The sequence below is a fragment of the Parvibaculum sp. genome, from assembly GCF_049651025.1.
Lineage (GTDB): Bacteria > Pseudomonadota > Alphaproteobacteria > Parvibaculales > Parvibaculaceae > Parvibaculum.
Map to the genome: position 1 here is coordinate 32,258 of NZ_JBASBH010000081.1, position 14,717 is coordinate 46,974.

General features: G+C 60.8%; 16 protein-coding genes and 1 tRNA gene. 4 read left to right on the forward strand and 13 right to left on the reverse strand.

The window, feature by feature from the left end; all coding sequences use genetic code 11:
* Positions 1–304: 304 nt before the first annotated feature.
* From WA943_RS11005 to WA943_RS11025, 5 genes are all read right to left on the reverse strand, one after another.
* The gene (locus tag WA943_RS11005; protein ID WP_424469924.1) at positions 305–1,927 is read right to left on the reverse strand and encodes a flavin-containing monooxygenase; all 1,623 of its coding nucleotides are present in this window, start codon (positions 1,925–1,927) and stop codon (positions 305–307) included.
* Positions 1,928–2,111: 184 nt separating this feature from the next.
* Entirely contained in the window at positions 2,112–2,849 is a 738-nt protein-coding gene (locus WA943_RS11010) for a dienelactone hydrolase family protein (protein WP_424469925.1), read from the reverse strand.
* 16 nt (positions 2,850–2,865) lie between these two features.
* Positions 2,866–3,972, reverse strand: coding sequence for a phospholipase (locus WA943_RS11015; RefSeq protein WP_424469926.1), 1,107 nt, complete (start codon positions 3,970–3,972; stop codon positions 2,866–2,868).
* 37 nt (positions 3,973–4,009) lie between these two features.
* Positions 4,010–5,266, reverse strand: coding sequence for a cytochrome P450 (locus WA943_RS11020; protein WP_424469927.1), 1,257 nt, complete (start codon positions 5,264–5,266; stop codon positions 4,010–4,012).
* A gap of 177 nt (positions 5,267–5,443) precedes the next feature.
* Entirely contained in the window at positions 5,444–6,061 is a 618-nt protein-coding gene (locus tag WA943_RS11025; protein WP_424469928.1) for a superoxide dismutase, read from the reverse strand.
* A gap of 374 nt (positions 6,062–6,435) precedes the next feature.
* Between WA943_RS11025 and WA943_RS11030 the strand changes: the two genes are divergently transcribed.
* Positions 6,436–6,870, forward strand: a complete 435-nt coding sequence (locus WA943_RS11030) for an Hsp20 family protein (protein WP_424469929.1) — start codon at positions 6,436–6,438, stop codon at positions 6,868–6,870.
* Between the two features lie 91 nt (positions 6,871–6,961).
* A complete protein-coding gene (locus tag WA943_RS11035) occupies positions 6,962–7,270 on the forward strand; it encodes a DUF1150 family protein (protein WP_424469930.1) in 309 nt (102 codons plus the stop codon).
* A 71-nt stretch (positions 7,271–7,341) separates the two neighbouring features.
* Here WA943_RS11035 and ptsN read toward each other — a convergent pair whose 3' ends face one another.
* From ptsN to WA943_RS11075, 8 genes are all read right to left on the reverse strand, one after another.
* The gene (gene ptsN, locus WA943_RS11040; protein WP_424469931.1) at positions 7,342–7,803 is read right to left on the reverse strand and encodes a PTS IIA-like nitrogen regulatory protein PtsN; all 462 of its coding nucleotides are present in this window, start codon (positions 7,801–7,803) and stop codon (positions 7,342–7,344) included.
* Between the two features lie 57 nt (positions 7,804–7,860).
* Entirely contained in the window at positions 7,861–8,436 is a 576-nt protein-coding gene (gene hpf / locus WA943_RS11045) for a ribosome hibernation-promoting factor, HPF/YfiA family (RefSeq protein WP_424469932.1), read from the reverse strand.
* Between the two features lie 261 nt (positions 8,437–8,697).
* Entirely contained in the window at positions 8,698–10,233 is a 1,536-nt protein-coding gene (gene rpoN / locus WA943_RS11050; RefSeq protein WP_424469933.1) for an RNA polymerase factor sigma-54, read from the reverse strand.
* A 24-nt stretch (positions 10,234–10,257) separates the two neighbouring features.
* The gene (gene lptB / locus WA943_RS11055) at positions 10,258–11,061 is read right to left on the reverse strand and encodes an LPS export ABC transporter ATP-binding protein (protein WP_424469934.1); all 804 of its coding nucleotides are present in this window, start codon (positions 11,059–11,061) and stop codon (positions 10,258–10,260) included.
* 84 nt (positions 11,062–11,145) lie between these two features.
* On the reverse strand, positions 11,146–11,799 hold the full coding sequence (lptA, locus tag WA943_RS11060; RefSeq protein WP_424469935.1) for a lipopolysaccharide transport periplasmic protein LptA: 654 nt from the start codon (positions 11,797–11,799) through the stop codon (positions 11,146–11,148).
* 25 nt (positions 11,800–11,824) lie between these two features.
* Positions 11,825–12,484, reverse strand: a complete 660-nt coding sequence (gene lptC, locus WA943_RS11065) for an LPS export ABC transporter periplasmic protein LptC (protein WP_424469936.1) — start codon at positions 12,482–12,484, stop codon at positions 11,825–11,827.
* Positions 12,485–12,599: 115 nt separating this feature from the next.
* Positions 12,600–13,211, reverse strand: coding sequence for a ribonuclease D (locus WA943_RS11070; protein WP_424469937.1), 612 nt, complete (start codon positions 13,209–13,211; stop codon positions 12,600–12,602).
* A gap of 103 nt (positions 13,212–13,314) precedes the next feature.
* A tRNA-Leu gene (locus WA943_RS11075) sits at positions 13,315–13,401 on the reverse strand.
* 162 nt (positions 13,402–13,563) lie between these two features.
* Between WA943_RS11075 and WA943_RS11080 the strand changes: the two genes are divergently transcribed.
* Together WA943_RS11080 and WA943_RS11085 are read left to right on the forward strand one after the other, a co-directional pair.
* Entirely contained in the window at positions 13,564–14,598 is a 1,035-nt protein-coding gene (locus WA943_RS11080) for a complex I NDUFA9 subunit family protein (protein WP_424469938.1), read from the forward strand.
* 10 nt (positions 14,599–14,608) lie between these two features.
* A partial coding sequence (locus WA943_RS11085) for a MerR family DNA-binding transcriptional regulator (RefSeq protein WP_424469939.1) occupies positions 14,609–14,717 on the forward strand: 109 nt, incomplete at its 3' end.

Consider the following 14,717-nt stretch of genomic DNA (forward strand, 5'->3'; position numbering starts at 1 on the left):
CGCCAATTCAATGAAAACAAACGGAATCCCAGCCGAGCGAAGCGTGGCGCGTGCAATTTTTCGTGAGATTTTCAGCAATTGGGCCGGTGTTATGACTTGGCGAATACATAAGTTTCGTAATTTATACTTTGAAAGTTTTGTTTGAGACGCGCCAAGCATTTGTTCTCACACGGATCATCCTAATAATGAAACCGTTGTTGGCTGCAGTGCAAAAAACCTGACGCCGTCGTCATCGATGCAAAAAAAATCAGCCGACGCGTTACGGCGTCGGCTGATTATCTCAAATTTTTTTCTGCGGCGAGGCTCAGGCGCCCAGTGCGAAGCCTTCATAGTCGGCATTTGCGACTTCCGCGAGCTTTTCGCCATAGGCCCCGACGCCGCCCGCATAGGGCATGAAGATGCGTGGCTTGCCGGGAATATTGGCGCCCATGTACCAGGAGTTCGCTTGCGGATAGAGCGTCGCGGCAGCGGTCTCATTCACATGATCGACCCAGAGATTTTCGGCCTCTGCCTTGGCTTCGATGGAGCGAATGTTTCCGGTGGTGAGCCGCTTCACGCAATCGCTGATCCAGTCGACATGCTGTTCGATGGAAACGATCATGTTGCTGAGCACGGAGGGGCTGCCGGGGCCGGTGATGAAGAAAAGGTTCGGGAAACCCGCAGAGCCCAATCCAAGATAGGTGCGCGGACCTGCCGCCCATTTGTCGCGGAGCTTCTCGCCGCCCTTGCCTGCGATGTCGATGCTGAGCAATGCGCCCGTCATCGCGTCGAAGCCCGTCGCAAAGACGATGCAATCGACTTCATATTCCTTGTCGCCGCTGACAATTCCCTTGGCCGTGATCTTCTTGAGCGGCGCGCTGCGCACGTCGACAAGTTCCACATGGGGCAGGTTGAACGTCTCGAGATAATGCGTGTCGAGGCAGAGACGCTTCACGCCGACCGGGTGATCGTTGGGCAGAAGCAGATCGACGACGGCGGGGTTCTTGATGATCTCGCTCATTCTCGAGCGTGCGAAATTCGCCGCATGGTCGTTGGCTTCATGCGTGGCCATGAGATCGGCGAAGGAGCCGAGAAAGGCAAAGCCGCCCATGTTCCAGCGCGCTGAAAGCTCGCGCTCGCGCTCCTCAAACGTCATCTCTTCGGCAGGGCGTTCGTTATATTCAAAGCAGATGATGCCGCCTGCGGTCGTGCGCGCCTTGGCGCGATCCTCGAGCAGGCTTGCCTTGGATTTCTGAACGTCCTGCTCGGTGAGCGGGCGATTGCCTGCGGGCAGCGTGAAATTCGCCGTACGCTGAAAAACATAAAGCTGATCGGCCTGCTCCGCGATGAGCGGAATGCTCTGCACGCCCGACGAGCCCGTTCCGATAACGCCGACGCGCTTGCCGGTGAAATCGACGCCCTCATGCGGCCAGTCGCCGGTGTGATACCAGTCCCCCTCGAACTGATCGAGGCCCTCGAAGTTCGGCACGCGCGCCGCCGAAAGGCAGCCCGTCGCCATGATGCAGAAACGCGCCCGCACCTTGTCGCCGCGATCGGTTTCGATCGACCACAGCGCATCGCGCTCGTCATAGGCGGCGGCGGTCACGCGCGTCTCGAACTGGATGTCGCGGCGCAGATCGAGCTTGTCGGCGACATAGTTCTGATAGCGCAGGATTTCCGGCTGGGCGGCATAGCGCTCGGTCCAGGTCCAGCCGCGCTGGATCTCGTCGGAAAAGCCATATTGATATTCGAGGCTTTCAACGTCGCAACGCGCGCCCGGATAGCGGTTCCAGTACCAGGTGCCACCGACGCCTTCGCCCGCTTCGAATACGCGAACGGACAGGCCTTGCGAACGCAGGCGATGCAGCATGTACATGCCCGCAAAACCCGCACCGACGATCACCGCATCGAATTCTTTTGCAGCCGTAGCTCTGGCTTCCTGTGCCATGTGTGTCTCCTCCCTCGAAGGCCCCGCATGGGAGCCTGACATTGGCGCGCGTTCGCGCTCTTGCTCCTATTTGATAGACAAACAGGCGCGAACGCCAAGGCCTATGAGGAAAGATTTCTAGGGTGCGCGCGCCATGGCGGCGAAGCGAGACGGTGCCCCTACGTCAGCCCGAGCCGCCGCGTTGTCAGCGGCTGGAATGCAGCCGCCGCTGGTAAAGATCGAAAACGAGGTTCCAGACATCCTCGGCAGCCGTTTCCACGTAAGCCGCGCGTTCGGGGAAGCAGAAACCATGCTCCGTGCCCGGCCAGACATCGAGACGATAGGGGACCTTGTGCGTATCGAGCGCCGCCTTCAGGTCGGGGATCACATTGTCGGGGACCCATTGATCCTTCGCGGCAAAGCCCAGATAAAGCTCGCCCTTCATGCGCGGTGCGAGGAGGTGCGGCGAGTCCGGCTTGTCGGTGACGATGCCGACGCCGTAAAGCGAGGCCGCGGCCGCGAAAGCGTCGGGAAAGGTGCCTGCCGCCGAGACGACATATTGCCCGCTCATGCAATAGCCGATGCAGCCGCGCGGGCCGGGCGCTGCGGCAGGAGAGGCATCGAGAAATTCGAGCATGCCTTTCGTATCGTCCATGACGAGCTGATTGGTGAGCGAGGTCATGGCGGTGAACATGTGCGTCCGCTCGGCGTCGCCCCCCGTTGCGAAATCGAAGCGCAAACGCCCGCTGCGGTAATACATGTCGGGCAGGAGAACGAAATAACCCTGACCCGCAATTCGCCGCGCGAATTCGTAAAGCTCCTCGCGAATGCCCGGCGCATCCATATAGAGGATGACGGGCGGATAGCTTCCGGCGGCGGGGCGGGCGGTGAAGGTTTCCATCTTGCCCGCGATGGTTTCGATCTCGACGATATTTTCGATCATCAGCCGTGGTCCCTGATCATTGCCGCGCGAGAAACCAGTCCATGATGCGTGGGTTTTCATCGCGCGGATAAGTATGCGAGAGGTCAGCAATTTCGCGATAGACGACCTTTGCGCCCGCGCCCGAAAGCGCGCGGTTTGCGACCCGCGCCATATCGGCGGGAAACATCCAGTCCAGCGCGCCATGCGTGATGTAGACGGGCAGGTCCTTGATGCGGGCAGGGTCGGCCATTTCGAGCAGGAAGGGATGAAAGCTCGCCGCGATGGGCGCGAGATGCGTGAAGGGCGAGCCGCTGTTCAGCCCGAGCACATAGGCGAACGTGCCGCCATCGCTCATGCCGGTGAGCAGCATATGCGACCTGTCGATGTTCCACGTGTCGAAGACATGGGAGAGAATGCGGTGGAGGTTCTGATTGTCGAGATCGGGCTCCATCAGCGACCAGGTATCACCGAGCGATGTCGGGGCAACCAGAATGGCGCCGCGCGAGCGCGCATTGGCGATCCAGCTCCAGAGCGTGTCGCGCCCGTGGCCGCTGCCGCCGTGAAGGGCGACGATGAGCGGCGTTGCGACATTGGGGTCGTAATATTCAGGCACGTAGATCGAGCAGCCGCCACGCATGCCCTTTTCGTTGCTGGCATGCAGGACGCCGATATGTTCGCGATTGAGATCGGCGGCGCCTATGCGGGCGGAGAGCGCTGCATCGCCGCGTGACGCGGGCTCCAGAAAATACTGGCTGACCGGCGGCAGCATCCGCGTTACCGGATAAAGCGCCTCTGCGGCGCGCGAATAAAAACGCAGCGCCCGATAGGCGGCGATGATGCCGTTGGGATCGGTTCGCGCCGCGCGCAATCCTTCAAAGGCCTGACAGACCGCTTCTGCGGCTGTCTCGACAAGCATGCGGAACCGCGCGAGATCGTCGGGCCATGCGATGGCGCCGAAAGCCTGAAGCCCGGCGCGCACACCGGCATCGGCATTGCCGACACTGTCGATCAGCTCGCTGAAATGCGGTGGATGAAGACGCCGACCGATGAAGCCCAAAGCCTCCATCGCGTCGAGGAGCGGCGGCACCAGCGCCATGATGGCGTCGAGAAGGACATCGCCTTCGTCATTCTCGACGCCGCTCATGCTGGTGCCTGCCGCATTCTCGTCGGCTGCGCTTTCCTTATCCAGGGATGCGCACCGGCAGGGTTTCGTAGCCCTTCACGAAGCTCGACATCACCCGCTTGGGTTCGCCGACGACTTCGATCTTCTGGTAGCGCTTCAGGATTTCTTCCCAGACGATGCGGAGCTGCATTTCAGCAAGACGGTTGCCGACGCAACGGTGGATGCCGAAGCCGAAGGACAGATGCTGACGCGGACGCGCGCGGTCGATGATGAAGCTGTTCGGATTCTCGATCGCTTCCTCGTCGCGGTTGCCCGAGACGTACCACATGACGACCTTGTCGCCCTTCTTGATCTCCTTGCCGCCGAGAACCGTGTCGGACAGCGCCGTGCGGCGCATATGCGCAAGCGGCGTCTGCCAGCGGATGATTTCCGGCACCATGCTGGTGATGAGATCGGGATTGTCGCGCAGCTTCTGATACTGATCCGGGTTCTCGTTGAGCGCGAGCAGGCCGCCCGTGATCGAGTTGCGGGTCGTGTCGTTGCCGCCGACGATCAGCAGGATGATGTTGCCGAGATATTCCATCGGCTCCATGTTCCGCGTCGCATCGCCATGCGCGAGCATGGAAATGAGGTCGCCCTTGGGCTCGGAATTGACGCGCTGGTTCCACAGATCGGTGAAATAGGCGCCGCATTCCAGAAGCTCCGCCTGGCGCTGCTCTTCAGTGTCGATGATGCCCGAGCCCGGACGCGCCGTGGCAACGTCCGACCAGCGCGTCAGCTTGCGCCGATCTTCCCAGGGGAAGTCGAAAAGCGTGGCGAGCATCTGCGTCGTCAATTCGATCGAGATGTGATCGACCCAGTCGAAGGTTTCGCCGCGCGGCATGGCGTCGAGAAGACCGGCTGCGCGTTCGCGGATCGTGCCTTCAAGCTTGGCGAGGTTCTGCGGCGCGACGATGGGGCTCACCACCTTGCGCTGCGCGTCGTGCTTGGGCGGGTCCATGGCGATGAACATCGGCAGGCGGAAATCTTCCGACGGATTGCTGATAGTGATGCCGCCAAGACCGGCTTCAGACGAATACACCTGATGATTGGTGTCGACCGCCATGATGTCGTTGTATTTCGTCACCGACCAATAGGGACCGAACTCGCTGTCGGCGCAGTAATGCACCGGATCTTCGCGGCGGAGCCGTTCGAAGTATGGCCAGAACGTATTGGTGCGGAAAAGCTCGGGATCGCCGACATTGATCTTGTCGAGGGGGATCGCGTAAGCGTCAACCTCCGGCTGTATGTCATAGCGGATTGCCGCTTCACTCATGGACTTCCTCCAGTTTTGTGCCCCTTGGCGAGGCTTCGTTCATTGTTGATCCCCAGTCTAGACCGTGATGACCGGTTCTGTCAGTTCGTATAAAACCGGAACCGCAAAAGTGGAAGGCATGAAAAAAGCCGGTGCTTTGGGCACCGGCTTTTCGGGAAATCCAGATTTTGCGACTGACTAGGCCGCTTTGGACTGCGCGCGGGCGGTCGCGAAATTTTCCTCGGCAAACGACCAGTTGCAGAGGTCGTCGAGGAACGACTTCAGGTAGTCCGGCCGCCTGTTTTGATAATCTATGTAATAGGCATGTTCCCAGACGTCGGAGCAGAGCAGCGCCGTCTCGCCATGAGCAAGCGGGTTGTCCGCATTGCTCGTCGCCTCGATCTTCAGCTTGCCGTCCTTGAACACGAGCCAGACCCAGCCCGACCCGAACTGGCCGACGCCTGCGGTATGGAACTGTTCATGGAATTTCTCGAAGCTGCCGAAATCGACATTGATCTGATCGGCGAGTTTGCCCTTGGGCTTGCCGCCGCCCTTTGGCGCCATCGAATGCCAGTAGAAAGTGTGGTTCCAGATCTGGGCCGCATTGTTGAAGAGCTTCTTGTGCTCCTTGCCGCTCGCGGTGCGCTTGATGATCTCTTCGAGCTTCAGCTTTTCAAACTCGGTGCCGGCGATGAGCTTGTTGGTCGTGTCCACATAGGCCTTGTGGTGCTTGCCGTGATGCACGCTCAGCGTTTCGGCTGAAATATGGGGCGCCAGAGCGTCCTTGGCATAGGGAAGGGGGGGAAGTTCGATCATCGCAAATCCTTTCGATGAGCTGCGGGAAGCGCTTACGCGCTCCCCAATAAGGCCTGCATGGCCGGATGGATGGATTGACGCCGTGATGACTAGACGTATCGCGGCGCTATCTGGTTCCCGCTGAAACCTATAAATAGGCACTCTTCGGCGGAAAACGCGGCATTGGGCGCTTTTGACGCTATAACCTTGATGCCATTGCGGTTTTTGACCGTGACGAGGCCGCCGACAGGCGGCTTGCAAGGTGTGCCGATACTCCCCACATTGATTGCATGCGGTGCCTGCTTGAGGGCCGCATGTTCCAGAAAGCAAAGTCCGAGGGCTTGGTTTTTCGGGGCAGTCGATGAAACCAGGTCGCTTGCGAAAGGGCTTTGGGGATGACGCGCATGGTCCAGTTCAATAGCCCGTTCCTGCTCGGCTTCGATGACATGGAGCGGCTGCTTGAACGGGTCGCCAAGGGCTCCGATGGATATCCTCCCTATAATGTGGAGGATGCGGTCGTGGCGAATGGCGGCACGCAGAGGCGGGTGCTTCGCATCACGCTCGCGGTCGCCGGATTTGCCAGCGACGAGTTGTCGGTCACGCTTGAGGAAAACCAGCTCGTTATTCGCGGCCGACAGCGCGAAGAGGAAGGCCGCGTCTATCTCCATCGCGGGATTGCCGGACGTCAGTTTCAGCGCGCTTTCGTTCTCGCCGACGGGATCGAGGTTTTGGGTGCGCGGCTCGACAACGGGCTTCTCGCCATTGACCTCGCAAGACCCGAGCCGTCGAAGCTCGTACGCAGAATTGCCATCACCGATGGCGCCGCATGATCGCCGCAGAGGCGATTGCTTGAGACCTGGGCTGATGTGTAACGGCCAGACGCCGCCGCCTCAAAGAGGGGCCGCGTGAAAGGAGCGTAAAATGCAGAAGGAATTTGACAGCGACAACGCTGAAGCCATCGAGGCGAATGCCGGATGGGGTACGCAGGACTTGCGCCATCTGACGCCTGAGCTTTTCGCCAATATCGGTGTGCCCAATATCGTTTACGTCCGCGAGGTCCTGGCAAGCGATCTTGAGAGCGAACTGGGCTCGGAGATCAATGTGCCCGCGGATACGAAGCTTTACGCGGTGCACGCCGCAAACGGCCAGCGCATGGCGGTTCTCGATGACCGCAACACCGCCTTTGCGGGCGCTCGCCAGTACGATCTTGAACCGCTCAGCGTTCACTGATCGCTGAAGCGACGAACAAAAAACCCCGCGAGCGATCGCGGGGTTTTTATTTTGTGGAATGATCCGAAGCCTCAGGCTGCGTGCGTGACCGGCTCGGTCAGAATGGCAAAGAGCGCCGCCGGATTGTCGCTGGCGCGCAGCTTCTCGACGACCGACTGATTGCGCAACAGCCGCGAAATGCGGGCAAGCGCCTTCAGATGGTCGGCGCCCGCACCTTCAGGCGCGAGCAGCAGGAAGACGAGGTCGACCGGCTGGTCGTCCACGGATTCAAAGTCGACCGGCGTGTCGAGCCGGGCGAAAAGGCCATGCAGGCGCGTGAGCTGGGCAAGCTTGCCATGTGGAATGGCAATGCCCTGACCGACGCCCGTGGAACCCAGACGCTCACGTTCAAGCAGCGTCTCGTAAATTGTCCGCTCCGACAGGCCCGTGAGTTCCGCAGCACGTGCGGAAAGGTCCTGCAGCGCTTGCTTTTTGCTGGTGACCTTGAGGTGGGCGATAACCCCCTCGGGTGACACCAGATCTTCAAGCTCCATATTCTTCACGCTCCAAGAGTTCGGCCAGAATTTGCGCGCCGATAGATTTTATGCCGCTCACTGTTGCTGCTGATCGCGGCTGGTGTCGATCCATCCGATGTTTCCGTCCCCGCGCCTGTAAACGAGGCTGAGGCCGCCCGTCGCTCCATTGCGAAAGACGACGAAGGCAGATTCGCTCAGATCCATCTTCATCACGGCGTCGCCGACGCTGAGACGGGGAACCGTGGTCGTGCCCTCGGCAATGATGATGGGCTGATCGTCTTCACCAGCTTCCGTCTCTTCGTTTCCGGCTTCGAGAACGAAGGAGGGAAAGGTTTCGGCCGCGTCCATCTTGTTGTTCGCGTGGCTCTTCAGGCGGCGCTTGTAGCGGCGCAATCGCTTGTCGAGACGCTCCATGGCTGCGTCGAAGGCGACATAAGGGTCTGCCGCGCGCCCCTGGGTGCTGATCTGCATGCCCGAATGCAGATGGACGGTACAATCGGCGCGTACCTCGTAACCCTCTTTCGTGAGGGTCACATGGGCGTCGATCGTCTTGTCGAAATACTTTCCGACGCTGTTATCGAGACTTTCCGACACGTGAGTGCGGAGTGCTTCTCCGACATCGAGATGATGTCCGCTGACCAGTACTTGCATGAAAACCTTTCCGGGTCACATCGCGCCTAATGCCGCTAGCGAAAGAATTGAAATCAATCCTGCCAGCAATGCCGCCCCTGAAACTGCGGCCCCTCCCCGGGCGCGCCCACACCCCGGATGGACAGGGGGGCGTTGTGCGCGTGGCAAACTAGTTGGACGGTTCCGGGGTGTCAACCTTGCGACCTCCGATGACCAAAAACACGTTTGATTTCAAACATATAAGGGCAGGAATGCAAGCTTTAAAGAGGGCTTGACGGCCTCTCACGCATAGGCGCGTTTTTCCCGCCGGCGCTGCACGGAAGAAGGAATGTTCAAGGCTTCCCGATACTTGGCAACGGTGCGTCGCGCAATATCGATTCCCGAGCCCTTCAGAATGTCGACGATATTGTCGTCGGAAAGGACCGCGTCGCCGTTTTCCGCGTCGATCAGATCCTTGATGCGATGCCGCACGGCTTCCGCCGAATGGGCTTCGCCGCCCTCGGTCGCATTGATCGAGGAGGTGAAAAAATACTTCATCTCGAAGATGCCGCGCGGTGTCGCAATATATTTGCTGGCCGTGACGCGGCTCACCGTCGATTCATGCATCGAGATCGCATCGGCGACGGTCCGCAGATTGAGCGGGCGCAGATGCTGGATGCCATACATCAGGAACGCATCCTGCTGGCGCACGATTTCAGAGGCGACTTTCAGGATCGTGCGGGCGCGCTGGTCGAGGCTTTTGACGAGCCAGTTGGCATTGTTGAGGCATTCCGACAGATAGGCCTTGGCTTTCGGATCGGCGGAAACCTTGCTGACTTCGGCATAATATTGCTGGTTCACCAGCACGCGCGGCAGTGTTTCGGAATTCAGCTCGATCGCCCATGTGCCATCGGCGCGCTGACGGATGAACACGTCCGGTATGACGGGCACGATGGGCTCGCCGCCAAAGGCGAGGCCGGGCTTTGGATTGCAGCCGCGAATGTCCTCGATCATGCTCGCAATGTCTTCGCGGTCGGCGCCGCAAAGTTTCATCAGCAGATCGAAATCGCGCCGCGCGAAAAGTTCGAGATGTTCGAGGAACACCTTCATCGTCGGATCGAGGCGGTCGCGTTCGGCAAGCTGGATCGCGAGGCATTCCTTCAGATCGCGCGCGCAGATGCCCGGCGGATCGAATGTCTGCAGAACTTTCAGCACGCTTTCGGTTTCGGAAAGCTCCGCGCCGAGGCGCTCTGCAATCTCCATGAGATCGGTGGTGATGTAACCGGCCTCGTTCACCTGATCGATGAGATAGGCGCCGATCATGCGCTGGCGCGGGTCCTTGAACGCCATCTGCATCTGTTCGGTGAGATGCTCGCCAAGCGTCGCCTCGCGCGTCAGCGTTGCTTCGAGGCTGAACTCGCCGTCGCCGCCTGAGCCCGCGCCGCCGGTCTTGAGGTTCTGCCAGTCCGAGCCGGTCGGGCCGGGCGCTTCGGCAGCCGCATCATTGGCGACGTCGCTGCGGCTTTCGTCATAGACGTTTTCATAATCGATATCGAGATCGCCATCGCGCGCCGGTGGCGGCCCGTCTTCGCTCAGTGTCAGCGCGGTCTCGGTGGCGTGGCTCGGTTCGAAATCGGCCTCGCCGTCATGTTCGGCGGCACGCTCGGAGACGGGCTCGCTGACGCTGACTTCGAGCAGCGGGTTTTTTTCGAGTTCCTGCTCGACATATTCGCCGAGTTCGAGATTCGAGAGTTGCAGCAGCTTGATCGCCTGCTGCAGCTGCGGGGTCATGACCAGGGACTGGCCCTGGCGCATCTCGAGCCGTGGTGCTAGCGCCATTTGTGGTGCAGCCCCCTATCCATCTTACAGCGAGAACCTGTCGCCGAGATAAAGCCGGCGCACATCTTCGTTGCCTACAATCTCGGAAGGCTCACCTTCCATGAGTACATGGCCGTCATGAATGATGACGGCGCGATCGATCAGTTCGAGCGTTTCACGCACGTTGTGATCTGTAATGAGAACGCCGATGCCGCGATCTTTCAAATGCGCCACGAGGTCGCGGATGTCGCCGATGGCAATCGGGTCGATGCCTGCGAAAGGCTCGTCGAGCAGCATGAAGGAAGGTTGCGTGGCAAGCGCGCGGGCGATTTCGACACGCCGCCGCTCGCCGCCCGAAAGCGCGATGGAGGGTGTGCGGCGCAAATGCGTGATCGAAAATTCAGCGAGCAGATCGTCCAGCGTCGCTTCGCGCCGGTCGCGGTCGCTTTCGACCACTTCAAGCACGGCGCGAATGTTCTGCTCGACCGTCAGCCCGCGAAAGATCGAGGCTTCCTGCGGCAGATAGCCGATGCCCAGACGGGCGCGGCGATACATGGGCAGGCTGGTGACATCCTGCCCATCAAGCGCGATGGAGCCGTAATCCGGCGCGATGAGGCCGGTGATCATGTAAAAAACGGTGGTTTTGCCCGCGCCGTTCGGACCGAGCAGGCCGACGGCCTCGCCCCGGTTGACGCTGAAGCTGACGCCGCGAACGACGGGGCGGCGGCGGAAGCTCTTGCCGATCTTGGAGACCGAAAGACCCTGATTGTTCGCGACCAGACGCGGTCCCTGCTGGGACTGTTTTCTCGTCGCGGCCTTCACGGACGCGGATTTTGCGCGGCTCGGCATCGGGTGCCCCTCAATCAATTGCCATCATCAAACGGCAGTTGGCATTAAAATTGTATGAAGTGCACTCGTTAACCAAGCCCTCTTTCACTTTTTCGGTTCGTTGGAAGGCTGAAAAAGTGCTTTGACGCGGCCAGTTGCGCCCGGTTTCGTCGTTCCCGCTTCAGCGCTGCCCGCAACCCGGCTGCGGCCTGTATTAAGGTCGATGAAGAGCTTTTTGCCCCGGATGACGTTCTTGCCCTGCCGCAGCACCACATTGTCGCCCATGACGATCGTGCGGTCGGCGACGACATAGCGCGCCCAGTCCCCGTCTGCCGACTGGTCGTCCTTGGAAAGCACATGGACCTTGCCGGTCGCATAGATTTCCCGGACCTGGGTGCGTTCGCCATTGGCGTTGGGCGCATAATTGGCCTGAAGCCGGTCGGAACGGAGCTTGGTCTCGCCTTGCACGGCCAGAACATTGCCGATGAATGTCGCCATCTGGCGCTTGTCCTCGACCTCGAGGGAATCGGCCTCGATTTCGATGGGCTCATTCGGATCGGTGGCAAAGCCGCCCAGCGGATTGTTCGCGGCAGGCTTGGCGGCGGGTTTTGCCACAGGCTTTGCAGCCGATTCGGCAGCCTCGGCTGACGGAACGAAACCCGTCCCGACCATGCCGCCCGCCAGACAGACGGCGAGCGCGGTTGCGGCAAGCAACCCCTGTCTGCCCCGATGCGCCACGACCTTGCGATCTTTCGGCATTGCGTCTCCCCCAAACCGGTTGAATCTATTGCCGCCCATAGAAGCGCACTTTCACATTTCCGTTGAAGCGCATGACCCTTTGGTCATTGTCGGCTGACATGCGGTCGGCGCGCAATGTGCCGAGCGGGCCGTGGCCCTGCACCGGCGCATCGCTTGCGACCGTACCGGCGCGCAGATTGATGACCGCCGTGGTGCCGTGAAATTCGTAGCCGGTGGAAGCGTATATGTCGATCTTCTGGTGAAGTTCGAGCATTTCGGTTTCCGTATCGAGCATGCCCGACGTCGCTGCCAGCGAAACCCAGTCCGTACCTTCCGAAAGCTTGAGATCGGCCTGCACGTTGTCGAGCCCGATATGGCTCGGCTGGCCCTTGGCCTGTGTTGCCGTGTCGGCGGTGAGCAAATAGGGGTGCCCGGCATTGTCGAGGCCGGTGACGCGCGGGCTGACCATGCGCAGATCGTTGTTCAGCGTGGCGATCTGGCGAAAGGTGATGTCGAGGCGGTCGCGGCTGTCGAATATGCCGGAGTAAAACAGCACGGTTGCCAGCAGCGCAAAGGCGCCGAGCGGCAGGGCGACCTTCATGATCGATACAAAGCGGCTGTGGCGGCTGCGTCTCTGAGCCGGCTCGAAAAGCGCGTCTTCGTCGTCGGGCGGCATATCCGGTTCGTTGTCCAGCGGTCCGCTCATTCGATTTCGCTCTGTCCACGGAACAAGGAATTCCGGCCCTTGCCATGACTGGAGCGCCGCTTGCCGCGATTATGCGCGCTAAGCCTTGCAAGCGTCAACGAAACGCAATTTCTGATTAGTGAGCGAATATGTCTTCTTCCGGCCAGCCCGACAGATCGAGGGCGGCGCGCACCGGCAAAAAGGCAAAGCAGGCCTTGGCAAGCTCCGTCCGGCCTTCGCGCGCCAGCATCCGGTCGAGTATGGCCTTGATCTCGTGGAGATGCAGAACGTCGGACGCCGCATAGGCGAGCTGCGCATCCGTCAGCTTCTCCGCGCCCCAGTCCGAGCTTTGCTGCTGCTTGGACATATCGACGTTGACGAGCTCCTTGGAGAGATCCTTCAGCCCGTGCTTGTCGGTATAGGTGCGCACCAGCTTCGAGGCGATCTTGGTGCAATAGACCGGAGCGGTCACGACGCCGAGATAGCGCTGCATCATCGCGACGTCGAAACGCGCGAAGTGAAAAATCTTCAGCACGTCCGCATTGCCCATCAGCGCGCGCAGATTGGGCGCGTTGTAGGTCGCGCGATCAAGCTGCACGATATGCGCATTGCCGTCGCCCGACGACAATTGCACGACACAAAGCGGATCGCGATTCGGGTTGAGACCGAGTGTTTCGGTGTCGACCGCCACGCTTGAACCGAAGCTCAGTCCCGCCGGCAAGTCGCCCTTGTGCAGCGTGATCGCCATTTCGCCTCGATGCCGTGTCGTCAGGGTGCCCGCCAGGCCTGGTAGTTCAAGGCGAGCTTCGCCGCCCTCGCCGGAGATCCGGTCAGAGAGCGCGAAATAAAGATGGTGCCCAGGAGAAGACTCGAACTTCCACGCCCTTGCGAGCGCTAGCACCTGAAGCTAGTGCGTCTACCAATTCCGCCACCTGGGCAAACCGAGGTCTGACTTAAATTGGGGCTCTCGGCTTGTCAATGGACAGAGCGCAGCAAAGCACACGCGAAGCCTTTGCCGCAGCCTCGCCATTGAGCTATCTAGGAACGGCAGGCGAGCCCGGTTGGGGCCGCCGGGCGGCGTGCGACAGGAGAAAAGACTTATGGCGGGCAAGGTGCGGGCAAGGGCGGAACTGCAGCCGGGAGGGCTCGTTACGGTTTTCGGCGGCTCTGGCTTCCTGGGCCAACATGTTGTGCAGGCTCTCGGACGCCGCGGCTATCGCATCCGCGTCGCCGTGCGCCGTCCCAATGAGGCGCTTTTTCTCAAAACCTCGGGCGGCGTCGGCCAGATCGAGCCCGTTCAGGCCAATATTCGCGACGAAGGCTCGGTGCGCGCGGCGATCGAAGGCGCCAGCGCCGTCATCAACCTCGTCGGAATCCTGAGCGAATCCGGCCCGCAGCGTTTCGAGACGGTGCAGGCCATGGGTGCCGAGCGGCTGGCGCGGGCGGCCAAGGCTGCCGGCGTGCCGATTTTCATTCATGTCTCGGCCCTGGGCGCGGACGAGCAAAGCGCTTCCGCCTATGCGCGCACAAAGGCGCGCGGCGAAGCGGCTGTGCTGCAGCACATGCCCGGCGCGGCGATCCTGCGCCCCTCGGTCGTCTTCGGCCCGGAAGACCAGTTTTTCAATCGTTTTGCCGCCATGGCGCGGATGACGCCCGTTCTGCCGCTCATCGGCGGCGGCGATACGCGCTTTCAGCCCGTTTATGTGAAGGACGTGGCCGAAGCGGTCGCCCGTGTGCTTGAAACCGACGCCGCCGACGGCAAGATGTTCGAGCTGGGCGGGCCGGAAACGCTGACCATGCGTCAGGTCATGGAACTTGTGCTGCGTGAAACCTGCCGCAAGCGCCTGCTGCTGCCCGTGCCTTTCGCGCTGGCCCGGCCGCTTGCCGCCTTGCTGCAATTTGCGCCCGGCGCGCCCCTGACGCCCGACCAGTTGCGGCTTCTGCAAAGCGACAATGTGGTGAGCGACGCCGCGCGCGACGAAAACCGCACGCTGTCCGGTCTGGGCATTTCGCCGACCGCCGCCGAGGCGATCGTGCCATCCTATCTTGTGCGATTCCGCAGGCGCGGCCAGTTCGAACCCGCCCCGGAGCTTGTGAGTGACGGGCTTGAACAGCGGGAACTCAAACAGTCTTGAAGGTTCGATCATGAACATTGGCGAAGTCGCGGAGCGCACCGGCGTCCCGCCCAAGACAATCCGCTATTATGAGGATATCGAGCTTATCAAGAGCCCGGCCCGCGGAGCCAATGGATATC

Coding starts and splice junctions, on each gene's coding strand:
- rpoN (WP_424469933.1), bottom strand. CDS start 10,233: ATGGCGCTAGCACCACGGCTCGAGATGCGCCAGGGCCAGTCCCTGGTC.
- WA943_RS11020 (WP_424469927.1), bottom strand. CDS start 5,266: ATGAGTGAAGCGGCAATCCGCTATGACATACAGCCGGAGGTTGACGCT.
- WA943_RS11010 (WP_424469925.1), bottom strand. CDS start 2,849: ATGATCGAAAATATCGTCGAGATCGAAACCATCGCGGGCAAGATGGAA.
- WA943_RS11070 (WP_424469937.1), bottom strand. CDS start 13,211: ATGGCGATCACGCTGCACAAGGGCGACTTGCCGGCGGGACTGAGCTTC.
- WA943_RS11080 (WP_424469938.1), top strand. CDS start 13,564: ATGGCGGGCAAGGTGCGGGCAAGGGCGGAACTGCAGCCGGGAGGGCTC.
- lptA (WP_424469935.1), bottom strand. CDS start 11,799: ATGCCGAAAGATCGCAAGGTCGTGGCGCATCGGGGCAGACAGGGGTTG.
- WA943_RS11030 (WP_424469929.1), top strand. CDS start 6,436: ATGACGCGCATGGTCCAGTTCAATAGCCCGTTCCTGCTCGGCTTCGAT.
- WA943_RS11035 (WP_424469930.1), top strand. CDS start 6,962: ATGCAGAAGGAATTTGACAGCGACAACGCTGAAGCCATCGAGGCGAAT.
- hpf (WP_424469932.1), bottom strand. CDS start 8,436: ATGCAAGTACTGGTCAGCGGACATCATCTCGATGTCGGAGAAGCACTC.
- WA943_RS11005 (WP_424469924.1), bottom strand. CDS start 1,927: ATGGCACAGGAAGCCAGAGCTACGGCTGCAAAAGAATTCGATGCGGTG.
- lptB (WP_424469934.1), bottom strand. CDS start 11,061: ATGCCGAGCCGCGCAAAATCCGCGTCCGTGAAGGCCGCGACGAGAAAA.
- ptsN (WP_424469931.1), bottom strand. CDS start 7,803: ATGGAGCTTGAAGATCTGGTGTCACCCGAGGGGGTTATCGCCCACCTC.
- WA943_RS11015 (WP_424469926.1), bottom strand. CDS start 3,972: ATGAGCGGCGTCGAGAATGACGAAGGCGATGTCCTTCTCGACGCCATC.
- WA943_RS11025 (WP_424469928.1), bottom strand. CDS start 6,061: ATGATCGAACTTCCCCCCCTTCCCTATGCCAAGGACGCTCTGGCGCCC.
- lptC (WP_424469936.1), bottom strand. CDS start 12,484: ATGAGCGGACCGCTGGACAACGAACCGGATATGCCGCCCGACGACGAA.